This is a genomic window from Stenotrophomonas sp. TWI602, assembly GCF_039674045.1.
Classification (GTDB): Bacteria; Pseudomonadota; Gammaproteobacteria; order Xanthomonadales; family Xanthomonadaceae; genus Stenotrophomonas.
In genome coordinates this window covers 111,452-124,236 of the sequence record NZ_JBDJMT010000004.1, presented here as the reverse complement: position 1 = coordinate 124,236, position 12,785 = coordinate 111,452, and the positions used below count along the sequence as shown (strand labels likewise).

Genomic DNA, 12,785 nt, shown 5'->3' with positions numbered 1-12,785 from the left:
CAGCCGCAACCAAGCAATTCGCCTGTTTTTCCAGCATCAGGCAGGGTATTGTCTCGCGAACATCCTTGAGAGGCTGACGCCGATGGCCACGCGTGCCCGTGAACTGGACAAGATCGACCGCAAGATCCTGCGCATCCTGCAGGCCGAGGGTCGGATCTCCTTCACCGAACTGGGCGAGCGGGTCGGGCTGTCGACCACGCCGTGCACCGAGCGCGTCCGCCGGCTGGAGCGCGATGGGGCCATCACCGGCTACTACGCCAAGCTTGATCCGCATTACCTCAAGGCCAGCCTGCTGGTGTTCGTGGAGATCAGCCTGGCCTACAAATCCGGCGACATCTTTGAAGAGTTCCGGCGCGCGGCGTTGAAGCTGCCCAATGTGCTGGAATGCCATCTGGTCTCGGGCGATTTCGACTACCTGCTCAAGGCCCGCATCAGCGAGATGGCCTCGTACCGCAAGCTGCTGGGCAGCACCTTGTTGACCTTGCCGCACGTGCGCGAATCCAAGAGCTACATCGTGATGGAAGAGGTCAAGGAGACCTTGACCCTGCCGATTCCAGATTGATCCGGTCGCGTGACTGAGTGGCGTGGCTGAAACGCAAAAAGGCGGCGCGCATGTGCGCACCGCCCTTGTTCATTGCGCCAAGCGCATCAGCGCTGCTGTTTCTGGTCCTGATGCTTCTGGTCCTGCTGCTTGCCGCCCTTCTGATTCTGCTGGTCCCACTGCTGCTGGTTCTGCTGGCCGGGCTTCTGGTTCTGTTGCTGACTGCCCTGCTGCTCCTGCGGCGTCTTGCCGGGACTGCGGTTCTGCTGGTTAGCCATGATTGCACTCTTCTCGAAAAACCTCGGGGAATGCGCTGTATTGCGGCGCGGGTACAGGGTCCCGCCGATTCGGTTAATCACAGGCGAAAAAACAGTGAGGCCTTGCGTTGACGGGGATGACTGCGCGGGCGGCGATGTAAACCATTCATGTTGCCCGCCTGCCACCCCGGGAGTCAGGGCTTGATCTGTTGGCCGTCAGCGCTGGGGACGGCGTCGTAATAGCGGCCGGTGCGGGTATCGAGCACGCGGTTCGGGCCTACCTGCTTGACCCCCGGAATGATCCGGCCGTGGCGGTCGTAGACCTTGCTCTGCACGGCCGGGCCCTGCAGCGGTGCGGGCTGCGCGGGGCCTTTGCTTTGGATCGGGTGCGTGCGCAGCTGCTGCTGGGTCTGCGAGGACGACTTCACCGGGGCCATCCTGTCGGACAGGCTGTCGACCGGCACCGGTTGCACGGCCGGGGGCTGTGGCGCGCGCTGCGGCGTGACCACCGGCCGCGTCGCGGTGGGCGTGGGCGGCGGGCCGATCTGCGCGGCCGCGGTCAACGGCAGCAGCACCAGCAAGGCAGCGGCGAGGCGACGTGGGCGGTACATGGCGATCTCCCGGCGGCGGTTCAGGTCTTCACCATGCGCCGCCATGGGTATCAGCACGATGAATGCCCCGGCTTGAACCTCTACAGGCAACAGCCCAATCTACGTACCACATCAATAGGGAATGTTTATGACAGCTTTCGACCTTTCCCCGCCCACCGACGCCCAGCGCCAGTCCTTGGTGGCCGGCCTCAGCGCCGATGAGCAGCGCGTGCTGCTGCATCACGGCACCGAGGCGCCGTTCTGCGGGGTCTTCCTGGACAACAAGCAGGACGGGGTCTACGGCTGCCGGTTGTGCGGCCTGCCGCTGTTCCGCTCCAGCACCAAGTTCGACTCCGGCACCGGCTGGCCGAGCTTCTTCGCGCCCTTCGACCCGGCGCATGTCCGCGAGATCCGCGACGCCAGCCATGGCATGGTCCGCACCGAGATCGTCTGTGCGCGGTGTGACAGCCATCTCGGCCATGTTTTCCCGGATGGCCCGCCGCCGACCCATGAGCGCCACTGCCTGAACTCGGTCTCGCTGTCGTTCACGCCCAACGGGCAGGCCTATCCGGATCCGTTGCAGCGCGGGGGTGCGGAAGCCGAGCCGGCCGCCTGAATCCGGAAAAGTGTGACATCGAGCGAACACCCCCCTTCAGAAAGGGTGTGAAGGGGCCGACATGGAGGTATCCCCTTCCCGCGTCGGCCCCATGCTCATCATCGTTGGACTTCTCGTCGTCATCCTCAGCGTGCTCGGCGGTTACGTGGGGGCGCACGGCAAACTCGGCGCGCTGTGGCAGCCCTATGAACTGGTGATCATCGGCGGTGCGGCGCTGGGTGCGTTCCTGGTCGGCACCCCGGTCAAAACCGTGAAGCAGACCCTGAAGGCCACCGTGGGCGTGTTCAAGGGGCCGCGCTACAAGCAGCAGGACTACATCGACGTCCTGAGCCTGCTCTACGAACTGCTCAACAAGGCGCGCCGCGAAGGCTTCATGGCGCTGGAAGACCACGTCGAGCGCCCGGCCGAGAGCAGCATCTTCGCCAATTACCCCAAGGTGCAGGCCGACCATCACCTGGTCGACTTCATCACCGATTGTCTGCGCCTGATGATCGGCAGCAACATCGAGCCGCACGAGCTGGAACCGCTGCTGGAGATGGAGCTGGAGAAGCACCACGGCGAGGCGATGCAGCCGGCCGCGGTGCTCAACAAGGTCGCCGACGGCCTGCCCGGCTTCGGCATCGTCGCCGCGGTGCTGGGCATCGTGATCACCATGGGCTCGATCGGCGGGGAAATCACGGAAGTCGGCGCGCACGTCGCCGGCGCGCTGGTCGGCACCTTCCTGGGCATCCTGCTGGCCTATGGCTTCGTCGGCCCGCTGGCCTCGGCCGTGGAAGCGCGCGCCGAACAGGACGCACGCATCTACGAATCGGTGAAGACCGCCCTGCTGGCCTGCCTGCGCGGCTACAACCCGAAGATCGCGCTGGAATTCGCCCGCAAGACCCTGCCGTCCAACGTGCGCCCGGGCTTCAGCGAGTTCGAACAGCACCTCAAGACGGTCAAGTAAGGCAGCGCCATGGCCGAGACCAAACCCACCGTCATCGTCCGCCGGGTCAAGAAGGCCGGGCATGCCGCGCACCATGGCGGCGCCTGGAAAGTGGCCTATGCCGACTTCGTGACCGCGATGATGGCCTTCTTCCTGGTGCTGTGGCTGATGGCCGCCACCAGCAAGCCGGAGCGCGCGGCAATCTCCGAGTACTTCCGCAACCCCAGCCCGCTGGCCGGCAGCAGTTCCACCCCGGCCCCGGGAATGGCCGGCCCGGGCGGCGCCAGCACCTCGATGATCAAGCTGGGCGGCGCGACCGACATCTCGCGCGGCAACAGCAACGATCCCTTCCAGAACCAGCAGGCCTCCAGGCCGGTGCCGCAGCAGGACGAGCGCGAGCGCGAAAAACGCCAGCTCGAAGCGCTCAAGCAGGAGCTGGAAGAAGCGATCAGCAAGAGCCAGGCGCTGGAGCCGTTCAAGGACCAGCTGCTGCTCGACCTCACCCCCGAAGGCCTGCGCATCCAGATCGTGGACAAGCAGAACCGCCCGATGTTCGACATGGGCAGCGCCTCGCTCAAGCCGTATACGCGCGAGATCCTGCGCGAGCTGTCGCAGTTCATCAACCACGTGCCGAACCGGATCAGCATCACCGGCCATACCGACATCACTGCCTACAACGCGGCCCATGGCTACAGCAACTGGGAGCTCAGCGCCGACCGCGCCAACGCCGCCCGGCGGGCCCTGCTGGATGGCGGCATGACCGAAGACAAGGTGACCCGTGTGGTCGGCCTGTCCTCCTCGGTGCTGTTCGACCGCACCCAGCCGGACAACCCGATCAACCGCCGGATCAGCATCGTGGTGATGACCAGGGCGGCCGAAGCGGCGGCCCTGGCCGGTGCCGGGCAGGAAGTGGCGCTGTCGCCCACCGCTGCCGACGCCGATATCCAGGCGACGCTTGCGCCGGCTGTCGCGCCTTAAGGGGCGCGGCGGCGGCGGCTGCAGAGGGAATTCAGGGAATCCGTGGAGCCGGCCGGCGGCCGGGGATATGCGCCCTTCACGGAATGCGTGGAGCCGGCCAGCGGCCGGGGATATGCGCCCTTCACGGAATGCGTGGAGCCTGCCAGCGGCCGGGGATATGCGCCCTTCACGGAATGCGTGGAGCCGGCCAGCGGCCGGGGATATGCGCCCTTCACGGAATGCGTGGAGCCGGCCAGCGGCCGGCACTACAATGGGTCTTCCCTTTTGTAGATAGACCGCACTCATGTCCAAGCAGTCCAAGGCCAAGCGCGACAAGCGCAAGAAGCAGCAGCCCAAGCGTCCGATCAACCGCCTCAACGCCCAGCAGCCGGTGCAGAACCATGCCGTGCTGACCAACGAAGAAGGTCAGGTCGTCGCTGCGATCGGCCTGCAGGGCACCGAATGGCTGCTGGCCATTGGCGGCCAGACCATGGGCAACGCCGACAACCCGGTCCCGATGCTGGCCATGCTCAAGCACCTGTCCAACGTCCAGGAGAAGGAAGGCCGCAAGGTCAACCTGGAATACTCGAGCCAGCTGCAGCAGCTGATCGACGACCTGGCCGCCGACGAAGGCAAGACCGCCGACGAGTACCTGACCCAGCTGGTCTCCGAGTTTGAAGGCGTGGAAGGCGAAGAAGGCGAAGACGCCGAAACCGCTGAAACCGCTGCCGACGCCAGCGAAGACGCCCCGGTGGCAGACGAGGCCGGCACCGATGCCGCCGCCGACGCCACCCCGGCCGCCAGCGACGACAAGCCGCAGGCCTGAGCCACGGCGATCCGGTGACGGTCTATATCGACGATGCGGTACATCCCTGGCGCGGCGAGCGCTGGGCGCATCTGATGGCCGATACCCTGCCCGAGCTGCACGCCATGGCAGCGCAGCTCGGGATTCCGCGGCGGGCGTTCCAGAACCGCCGCAGCGGCGCGCACTACGACGTGCCCGCCCCGTTGCGCCTGCAGGCAATCGCCTTGGGCGCACGGGCCATCTCACGGCATACGGACCGTGCGCTGGTCAAAGCCGTGATCTCGAACGCGCGCGAGCAGTATCAGGCGTAGGTGCCGACCGTTGGTCGGCACACGCAGACCGCAATCGCGCCCTCAGAACGGATCGCTGCCCGGCCGCACTTCCACGCCCAGCAGCGAGCACAGCGCCAGCATCGCATCGTCATCGCGGTTCAGCGCCACCCACCCGGCCAGCGTGTCATTGCCGGTATCCACGCTCCACAGCGCGTAGTTGTGCTCGCGCAGGCGGTCATGGGCGGTGGCCATCAGCATCGGGGCATCCACCTCGGCGGCGAAATCCTCATCGTCCAGGTCGCCGCCCCAGTCGATCTGCAGATTCCAGCGCGCGGACAGCTCGTTCACCGCCGACATCAGTGCATCGGCATCGCTGCGCTCCACCTCGAACCCGGACTGCCAGGCGATCGCCGCCATCATCGGCGGCAGCCAGTCGGCATCCTCATCGATGCCTTCGCCGCTCTCCAGCAGCGCCTCGCGCCAGCGGTTGAACTGCTGCAGGGCCAGTTCTTCATCGCCCGGGTTGATCAGCACGAACAGATTCCAGATCCGCGCCTCGAAATCGTCCTCGTCGAAATCGCGTTCCTCTTCTTCGAAGTCGAAATAATCGCTGTTGTCGGGCATGGCCGGTATTCCTGGAGACAGGGGCGCATTCTGCCGTGCAAGGGCGTTGGCAGGAAGCGAAATTCGGCGCAGGGCCCGCTGCGGTTTATCCTGTACGGCAGAAGGCGGCCTTGGTGGTCGTCAGCATCCTGTGACCATGAGCGATACCCCTCCCGATCACCTGGCGATCAACCCGACCAGCCCCTTCCACGATGCTGCTGCACTGGAGCGCGGCGTGGGCATCCGTTTCAACGATGTCGAGCGCGACAACGTTGAAGAGTATTCGGTCAGCGAAGGCTGGATCCGCGTGCAGGCCGGCAAGGCCCGCGACCGCCGCGGCAACCCGATGACGATCAAGATCAAGGGCACCGTGGTGGCCTATTTCCTGGATCAGAAGCCGGACGCCTGATCCACGTGCGCCGGCGACGCCTGATCCACGTGTGCCGGCGGCGCCTGATCCACGTGTGCCGGGGTAGAGCCACCCCATGGGTGGCTGCCCTTCGTCCCCGACGCGTGGGTTTCAATGGGTCCGCGCAGCCACCCATGGGGTGGCTCTACCCGTGACACGGTGCGACCTCAATCGCGTTGCCGCGTCTCCAGCAGATCCAGATTGCGGATCAGCCGGCGCGAGATCTCGTCGGAGATCTTGCCACGCCGGGTCAGGCGGAACAGTTCTTCGCGCTCGGCGGTGAGCCCGGCGGTGCGCAGTTGGCGGTAGCCCTGCTCCATCCGCTTCACCTTGTCCGGATCGGCATCCGGCCCGGCGTCCTTCTCCAGGTTGCGCTGGTACAGCAGGCTCACCCGTGAGGCGGCGTCGTTGTAGAGCTGCACGTTCTCGGTGGTCTGGTTCTGCACCAGCTGCTGGCGCGTGCGCTCCACGCCGGCCAGCGCGGCCTTGGCGGCCAGCTTGCGGGCAAGATCCTCTTCCTTGCGTTCGCCCGAATCGGCCGGCAGTTCCAGCCCTTTGAGCAGGCGGGGCAGCGCGATGCTGGCACCGACCAGCGAGATCAGGATCACCGCCGCGGCCAGGAAGATCACCAGATCGCGCGCCGGGAAGGCGCTGCCATCGGGCAGGAACAGCGGCAGCGTCAGCACGCCGGCCAGGGTGATCGCCCCGCGCACGCCAGCCACCGAGGTCGCCACCACGATCCGCCAGGACGTGCCCTGCCGGGCCTCGCCACGATGGCGCGCGCGCAGCAGGCTCCAGCGCAGCGACAGCCATACCCAGGCCAGGCGCAGCAGCACCAGCGCCAGATTGATCACCACCACATAGACCAGCAGCCACCACGCGCTGTGGTGCCCGCTCTCGCTGACCGTCTTGATCGCGCGCTCCACGATGCCGGGCAGCTGCTCGCCGAGCAGCACGAACATGATGCCGTTGAAGCTGAACTGCAGCATGTTCCACACGGCAGTGCGCTGCACGCGCATGCTGCCCGACACCCGACCGCTCAGTTCCACATAGCTCATCGTGATGCCCGCGGCGACTGCCGAGAGGATGCCCGAGGCGTTGAACTCTTCGGCCAGCAGGTAGGCCGCGAAGGGAATCAACAGGTTGACCAGCAGCGCCGCGCCCGGCTCCTCGCCGAAGCGCCGCCACAGCCAGCGCTGGAAGGTGGACACGCCCAGCGTCACCGCGACACCGATCGCCAGCCCGGCCACCGCCACCCACAGGAACGTCAGCGAGGCCGTCGCCAGCGAGAACGAGCCGGTCATCACCGCCGCCACCGCGAAGCGGAAGCAGACCAGGCCGGAGGCATCGTTGAGCAGCGACTCGCCTTCCAGGATGTGCATCAGCCGCTTGGGGATCGGCGCGCGCGAGGCGATCGAACTGACCGCCACCGGGTCGGTCGGCGAGATGATCGCGGCCAGGGCGAACGCCACCGCCAGCGGCATCACCGGGATCATCCAGTGGATCAGGAACCCGGCCCCGATGACGGTGAACACCACCAGCCCGAAGGCCAGTTCCAGGATCACGCCTTTATCGCGGAACAGGCCCTGCTTGGGGATGCGCCAGCCATCCAGGAACAGCAGCGGCGGCAGGAACAGCAGGAAGAACATCTCCGGCTCCAGCGCGTGGCCGCGGTTGAACACCCCCGCAATGACCGCGCCCAGCCCGATCTGCACCAGCGGCAGCGGCAGCGACAACGGCAATACGCGGACCAGGTAGCCGCTGGCGACCACCGCCACCAGCATCGCCAGGACGACTTCAATGGTATGCATGCATTTTCCAGTAAGCAGCGCGGGGGAGGCTGCAGGCAGCCGGCGCCGGAAACAGGAAAAAACGTACCACACGTGCGCCGCCGCGCGAATGCGCGGGGCGCGCCAGGCTCAGTTCGCGGACAGCACGGCGCTCATGCGGCGCGCTGCTGTACGTCGGCACCGTCGAAGCGATAGATGTCCATCGCCAGGAAGCCGGCATCGATCCCGGCATCGATGCGCTGCGCACCGAGCGCCTCGCCACCGGCCGCGCCCATCGCGACGTGCAGCGGCTGCAGATGCTCGTCGCTGGGGTGCGCCTGCACGGCGTACGGGGCCTGCCGGCGGTAGTCCAGCAAGGCGGCACTGTCATCGGCCTGCAGGCGCTGCTCCACCCACTCGATGAAGGGCCGCACATACGGCGCTTCCTTGCCGTCCTGGTAGCTGCGCCAATCGTGCAGGTTGTGGGTGATGCTGCCCGAGCCGATCACCAGCACGCCCTGCTCGCGCAGCGGCGCCAGCGCGCGACCCAGCGCAAACTGATGGGCCGGCCCAAGCAACGGCTGGATCGCCAGCGGCACGACCGGGATCTCCGCCTGCGGGTACAGAAAACGCAGCGGCACCCAGGCACCGTGGTCGAGACCGCGCTGCGGGTCGATCGCGGTCGGCAGGCCGGCCGCGGTCAGCCGCTGCGCGATCTCCTGCGCCAGCGCGGGGTCGCCCGGTGCCGGGTACTGCAGATCGAACAGCGCCTGCGGAAAACCGCCGAAATCATGGATGGTCGGTGGCTGGGCATGCCCGCCGACCACGGGTTGATGGGTCAGCCAGTGCGCCGAGGCCATGACGATCGCGCGCGGTCGCGGCAGGCGCGCGGCCAGGGCCGCCAGGCGCTCACCGACCAGACCGGGGTTGAGCGCGGTCATCGGCGAGCCATGGGAGATGTACAGGGAGGGCAATCGGGACATCACGGACTCCAGTAGCGCTACGACGGCCCTGAGCTTATTGCGCGCCGCCTTGCCAATAAATACGATGCATCGACGCTGTTTATTTCTGAAAGAGAAACAATGGACACTCTGGATGCCATGCGTGTATTTGTCGCCGTGGTCGAGCGCAACGGCTTCAGTGCCGCCGCCCAGGCCCTGGACCTGTCCACCGCCGGGGTGACCCGGCAGATCGCGGCGCTGGAAAAGCGCCTCTCGACCCGGCTGCTCAACCGTACGACCCGCCGCGTGAGCCCGACCAGCACGGGCGCGGCCTATTACGCCGAGTGCGTGCGGCTGCTGGCCGAGTTCGATGCGCTGGAGGCCGGCATCAGCGCGCAGGCCCTGGAGCCCTCCGGGCGGCTGCGCATCAACGCGCCGGTCAGCTATGGCATCGCCCGGCTGGGCCCACTGCTGGCCGGCTATCGCGCGCGCTACCCGCAGGTGGAACTGGACCTGTCGCTGTCCGACCGCCTGGTGGACATGGTCGAAGAAGGCTACGACGTGGCGATCCGCATCACCCGCCAGCCCGGCCCGGCACTGATCGCGCGCAAGCTGGCGGACGCGCAGATCAGCCTGTGCGCGGCGCCGGCGTATCTGGATGCGCATGGCCGGCCGCAGCAACCCGAAGATCTCTCCGCGCACGAATGCCTGCAGTACAGCTACTGGGGCGGCGGGGATGCGTGGCAGCTGCAGGGGCCACGCGGGGAGGTCTCCGTGCCGGTACGTGGCGGTGTGCGTGCCAACAATGGCGACGTGCTGCGCGAAGCGGCCATCGCCGGCATGGGCATCATCGTGCAGCCGGACTTCCTGGTGGCCGAGGCGATCGCCGAGGGTCGACTGGAACGGGTACTGCCCGCGTGGGCGGTGCCGGGCATCGGCATCCATGCGGTGTACACCAGCCGCAGCCATCTGGCGCCGAAGGTGCGCAGCTTCATCGACTACCTGGTGGAAGCGCTGGGCGGATGACGCGTGGCGGCGGCCGGGCAGCGCCCGGCGAACTACGCCTCCACCGCATCCAACTGCGCGATCACCCTGGCCAGCGGCATCGGCCGGCCCAGCAGATAGCCCTGCACCTGGTCACAGCCGTGCGCGGCCAACCACTGGTGCTGCCCGGGGGTCTCCACGCCTTCGGCGATGATGGTCAGGCCCATGCTGTGCCCCAGTGACAGCAGTGCACGGCAGATGGAGGCATTGCGTGGATTGGTTTCCACGTCCGCCACGAAGCTGCGGTCGATCTTGAGGATGTCCAGCGGCAGATGCTGCAGGTAGGACATGTTCGAATAGCCGGTACCGAAGTCGTCCAGCGAGATGCAGATGCCCTGCTCATGCAGGCGCTGCATGGTCTGCTTGGCCTGGCCGGGCTTGCGCATCAGGCTGCTCTCGGTCAGCTCGACCTGCAGCGCACCGCGGGCCAGCCCGAACTCCTGGCTGGCACGGGTGAACTCGGCCACCAGGTCGCTGTTGAAGAATTGCACCGCCGAGACATTCACCGCGATCGGCAGGTCCCAGCCGGCATCGACCAGCTGCCGCTGTGCCTGCGCGGCGGCGCGGATCACCCAGCGGCCCAGCGCCAGGATCAGGCCGGTGTCTTCGCACAGCTGGATGAACTCACCCGGTGGAATGAAACTGCCGTCGGCCTGCGGCCAGCGCAGCAGGGCTTCCAGCGCGGCCGGGCTGCTGTCGCCTGCGTGGCAGATCGGCTGGTAGTACAGCTCGAACTCGGTATCGATCGCGCTGTGGATGCGCCCAGCCAGGCGCAGGCGTTCGGACAAGCGCGAACTCACGGTGGTGTCATACCAGGCGATCACGTTGCCTTCGTCGCGCGCCGCATGCGCGGCCTGCGCGGCCATGCCGATCACCTGCTCGGCGGTGCTGGTGTCGGCGTCGGCCTTGACCGCCACGCCAATGCGCGGCTCGAACTGGTGCAGCCAATCCTGCCCGCGCACCGGCTCGGAGACGGTCTGCACCAGGGTGTCCAGCGCGGTCTGGCGCTGATGGTCGTCGCGGATGGCGAAAATGAAATCCTCGGCCGGCTGGAAGGCCAGCAGCCCATAGCGCACGCCGAGCCCGCCCAGGCGCTTGGCCATCGCCTGCAGCACCACGTCGCCGACCTCCCGGCCGAGCGTATCGGCGACCAGCTGCAGGCCACGGAACTGCACGTAGGCAATGGTGTACGCCCCGCCCTCCTCGTCCAGCTGCGCGGCCAGCGCACGCGTATTGAGCAGGCCGGTCGCCGGGTTGTGGGTGGCGTGATACGCCAGGTCGCGCTCGTAGGCCAGCCGCTCGCTGACGTCCTCGGCCAGCACCAGGCAGGCCTGGCGCCCATCGAAATCCAGCCGGGCCAGATGCGCACGGACCTCGAACACGGTGCCGTCCTTGCGCTGGTGCAGGCGCACCTGCGCATCCTGCACGTCGCCGATGCGGGCCTGGGCGATCGCCCCGCGGATCTCCTCCCAGCCTTCGCGCGGGCGGATATCCAGGATGCTCATCGCCAGGAATTCATCGCGGCTGTAGCCGTACTGGCGCACCGCCGCTTCGTTGACTTCCAGGAAGCGCAGCGTGTCCGGATCGAACACCCAGAACGGCGCCGGGTTGCGGTCGAACAGCAGCCGGAACTGCCGTTCGGCCTGCTGCACCCGGGCCAGCGCATCCACCCGCTCGCTGACATCGGTCAATGCCCCGATCATGCGGCGCTCGCGGTCCACCACCGCCACCCGCTGGCCACGCGCGGACACCCAGCGGATCGCGCCCCCGGGCAACACCAGGCGGAACATTTCATCGAGCACGCCGCTGCCGGCAAATGCGGCGTCGAAGGCCTGCTGCATGCGTACGGTGTCTTCGTGGTGCACGCGTGCGAAGAAGTCGGCGACCGGCAGGCTCTCGATGTCGATGCCGAAAATCTCACGCGCCAGCGGTGACCAGCGCAACAGGCAGGCATCCTCATCCACGTACCAGGTGCAGACCTTGCCAACCTGGTGCGCCATGCGCAGTTCGGCATGGCCGGTGCGCAGCTCCTCGCTCAGCGTGTCCTGATCGCGGGTGGCACGGCGCAGGCTCACATACACCGCGCCGAACAGCGCCCAGTACAGCAGATAGACGCCGATCGAGGCCTGCACATACGGCCACCACGCTGCCAGCACATCGCGCCGGCCCAGCCCGGCGTAGACCGCCAGCGGGTACTGCGCCAGCGTGCTGAGGCTGGAAATCCGTTCGATGCCATCGACCGCGCTGATCTCGGTCCCCAGCGGCGTCAACGCGTCTCGGCGCAGCAGCTCGCGCTTGGCCAGGCCGAAACGACGCCCCACCACCCCGGCCGGGTCCGGACTGCGCGCCAACACATAGCCATGCGGGTCGGTGATGGAGATCACCCCGGCATCGCCGGTGTCCATGCCGCCGATGATCGACTGCAGTTCGGCCGTGCGCAGCCGTGCCAGCAGCCAGCGGTCGCCGCCCATGGGCAGCGCCAGCGGCAGGATCCACTGCGCGGCATCCAGCGCTTGGGGTGGGCCAAGGAACACCTGGCTGCCCTGCCCGCGGTTGTCATCCACCGCCCACAGCGGCAGCTGCAGGTCGCCGCTGCCACTGGTCAGGGCGCGCCCGTACTGGTCGACCACCACGATGCTGTGCAGTTCGGCATGCCGCTGCAGTGCGCCGGCGATGCTGGCGTCGAGCAGATCAGGGGCCTGCGCCGGCACGCGCTGGAACAGCAGCGCACCATCCCGGGAAATGCCCTGCATCACCCGCTCCAGATTGCGCAGCTCCAGCCGCAGCAGGCGCTGGGCACCGGTCGCCAGCGCCGAGCTCTGGCGCTGCGCGGCTTCCTGTCGGCGCTGGCCATCATTGACCAGCGTGGCCACCAGCCCGGCAGCCAGCAGCACACCCAGGCAAACCCCCAGCCACACGAAGGTCCGCAGTGGCCGCGCCAGGGCACGGTTCAACGCGGGCATCGCAACCCTTTTCCCGAACGACAGGCTGACTTCATCTGTAAACGCTTCCTGGTTTCCCCAAACCTGAGCGGCCGCTGCCCGGGATTCTTGACG

The 12,785-nt window shown here is 67.3% G+C and carries 14 protein-coding genes; 8 read left to right on the top strand and 6 right to left on the bottom strand.

From position 1 onward, the window contains the following. Positions 1–82 precede the first annotated feature (82 nt). A complete protein-coding gene (locus tag ABE483_RS06675) occupies positions 83–562 on the top strand; it encodes an Lrp/AsnC ligand binding domain-containing protein (RefSeq protein WP_046272909.1) in 480 nt (159 codons plus the stop codon). An 86-nt stretch (positions 563–648) separates the two neighbouring features. Here the strand turns inward: ABE483_RS06675 and ABE483_RS06670 are convergent, their stop codons facing one another. Further along, positions 649–819, bottom strand: a complete 171-nt coding sequence (locus ABE483_RS06670; RefSeq protein ID WP_121042445.1) for a lana protein — start codon at positions 817–819, stop codon at positions 649–651. A 173-nt stretch (positions 820–992) separates the two neighbouring features. Beyond that, positions 993–1,409, bottom strand: coding sequence for a classical arabinogalactan protein 4 (locus ABE483_RS06665; protein ID WP_313211765.1), 417 nt, complete (start codon positions 1,407–1,409; stop codon positions 993–995). 127 nt (positions 1,410–1,536) lie between these two features. On the opposite strand from ABE483_RS06665, the gene msrB reads away from it, so the two are divergent. The 5 genes from msrB to ABE483_RS06640 all read left to right on the top strand — a co-directional run bounded on the left by msrB (position 1,537) and on the right by ABE483_RS06640 (position 5,002). Next, positions 1,537–2,004, top strand: a complete 468-nt coding sequence (msrB, locus tag ABE483_RS06660) for a peptide-methionine (R)-S-oxide reductase MsrB (protein ID WP_346481382.1) — start codon at positions 1,537–1,539, stop codon at positions 2,002–2,004. A gap of 91 nt (positions 2,005–2,095) precedes the next feature. Further along, a complete protein-coding gene (motA, locus tag ABE483_RS06655) occupies positions 2,096–2,950 on the top strand; it encodes a flagellar motor stator protein MotA (protein WP_313211763.1) in 855 nt (284 codons plus the stop codon). 9 nt (positions 2,951–2,959) lie between these two features. Then, positions 2,960–3,907 carry a flagellar motor protein MotB gene (gene motB, locus ABE483_RS06650; RefSeq protein ID WP_346481381.1) on the top strand — a complete coding sequence of 316 codons (948 nt, stop codon included), beginning with the start codon at positions 2,960–2,962 and terminating at the stop codon, positions 3,905–3,907. Between the two features lie 283 nt (positions 3,908–4,190). Beyond that, positions 4,191–4,712, top strand: coding sequence for a hypothetical protein (locus tag ABE483_RS06645; RefSeq protein ID WP_313211761.1), 522 nt, complete (start codon positions 4,191–4,193; stop codon positions 4,710–4,712). 14 nt (positions 4,713–4,726) lie between these two features. Next, positions 4,727–5,002, top strand: coding sequence for a DUF4031 domain-containing protein (locus ABE483_RS06640; protein WP_313220064.1), 276 nt, complete (start codon positions 4,727–4,729; stop codon positions 5,000–5,002). Between the two features lie 42 nt (positions 5,003–5,044). Here the strand turns inward: ABE483_RS06640 and ABE483_RS06635 are convergent, their stop codons facing one another. Beyond that, on the bottom strand, positions 5,045–5,587 hold the full coding sequence (locus tag ABE483_RS06635; RefSeq protein ID WP_313211759.1) for a hypothetical protein: 543 nt from the start codon (positions 5,585–5,587) through the stop codon (positions 5,045–5,047). Between the two features lie 136 nt (positions 5,588–5,723). On the opposite strand from ABE483_RS06635, the gene ABE483_RS06630 reads away from it, so the two are divergent. Then, on the top strand, positions 5,724–5,975 hold the full coding sequence (locus ABE483_RS06630) for a DUF3297 family protein (protein ID WP_259261709.1): 252 nt from the start codon (positions 5,724–5,726) through the stop codon (positions 5,973–5,975). A gap of 167 nt (positions 5,976–6,142) precedes the next feature. Here ABE483_RS06630 and ABE483_RS06625 read toward each other — a convergent pair whose 3' ends face one another. Both ABE483_RS06625 and ABE483_RS06620 read right to left on the bottom strand, forming a co-directional pair. Next, entirely contained in the window at positions 6,143–7,786 is a 1,644-nt protein-coding gene (locus ABE483_RS06625; RefSeq protein ID WP_121042433.1) for a Na+/H+ antiporter, read from the bottom strand. A 131-nt stretch (positions 7,787–7,917) separates the two neighbouring features. Then, positions 7,918–8,727 carry a class III extradiol ring-cleavage dioxygenase gene (locus tag ABE483_RS06620; RefSeq protein ID WP_313211756.1) on the bottom strand — a complete coding sequence of 270 codons (810 nt, stop codon included), beginning with the start codon at positions 8,725–8,727 and terminating at the stop codon, positions 7,918–7,920. Positions 8,728–8,826: 99 nt separating this feature from the next. Between ABE483_RS06620 and ABE483_RS06615 the strand changes: the two genes are divergently transcribed. Further along, entirely contained in the window at positions 8,827–9,711 is an 885-nt protein-coding gene (locus tag ABE483_RS06615) for a LysR family transcriptional regulator (RefSeq protein ID WP_313220066.1), read from the top strand. Between the two features lie 32 nt (positions 9,712–9,743). Here the strand turns inward: ABE483_RS06615 and ABE483_RS06610 are convergent, their stop codons facing one another. Continuing rightward, the gene (locus ABE483_RS06610) at positions 9,744–12,692 is read right to left on the bottom strand and encodes an EAL domain-containing protein (protein WP_346464029.1); all 2,949 of its coding nucleotides are present in this window, start codon (positions 12,690–12,692) and stop codon (positions 9,744–9,746) included. Positions 12,693–12,785 lie beyond the last annotated feature (93 nt).

Excerpts from the sequence above, each read along its gene's own strand:
- ABE483_RS06675 (WP_046272909.1), top strand. The coding sequence starts at position 83 with ATGGCCACGCGTGCCCGTGAACTGGACAAGATCGACCGCAAGATCCTG.
- ABE483_RS06670 (WP_121042445.1), bottom strand. The coding sequence starts at position 819 with ATGGCTAACCAGCAGAACCGCAGTCCCGGCAAGACGCCGCAGGAGCAG.
- ABE483_RS06665 (WP_313211765.1), bottom strand. The coding sequence starts at position 1,409 with ATGTACCGCCCACGTCGCCTCGCCGCTGCCTTGCTGGTGCTGCTGCCG.
- msrB (WP_346481382.1), top strand. The coding sequence starts at position 1,537 with ATGACAGCTTTCGACCTTTCCCCGCCCACCGACGCCCAGCGCCAGTCC.
- motA (WP_313211763.1), top strand. The coding sequence starts at position 2,096 with ATGCTCATCATCGTTGGACTTCTCGTCGTCATCCTCAGCGTGCTCGGC.
- motB (WP_346481381.1), top strand. The coding sequence starts at position 2,960 with ATGGCCGAGACCAAACCCACCGTCATCGTCCGCCGGGTCAAGAAGGCC.
- ABE483_RS06645 (WP_313211761.1), top strand. The coding sequence starts at position 4,191 with ATGTCCAAGCAGTCCAAGGCCAAGCGCGACAAGCGCAAGAAGCAGCAG.
- ABE483_RS06635 (WP_313211759.1), bottom strand. The coding sequence starts at position 5,587 with ATGCCCGACAACAGCGATTATTTCGACTTCGAAGAAGAGGAACGCGAT.
- ABE483_RS06630 (WP_259261709.1), top strand. The coding sequence starts at position 5,724 with ATGAGCGATACCCCTCCCGATCACCTGGCGATCAACCCGACCAGCCCC.
- ABE483_RS06625 (WP_121042433.1), bottom strand. The coding sequence starts at position 7,786 with ATGCATACCATTGAAGTCGTCCTGGCGATGCTGGTGGCGGTGGTCGCC.
- ABE483_RS06620 (WP_313211756.1), bottom strand. The coding sequence starts at position 8,727 with ATGTCCCGATTGCCCTCCCTGTACATCTCCCATGGCTCGCCGATGACC.
- ABE483_RS06615 (WP_313220066.1), top strand. The coding sequence starts at position 8,827 with ATGGACACTCTGGATGCCATGCGTGTATTTGTCGCCGTGGTCGAGCGC.
- ABE483_RS06610 (WP_346464029.1), bottom strand. The coding sequence starts at position 12,692 with ATGCCCGCGTTGAACCGTGCCCTGGCGCGGCCACTGCGGACCTTCGTG.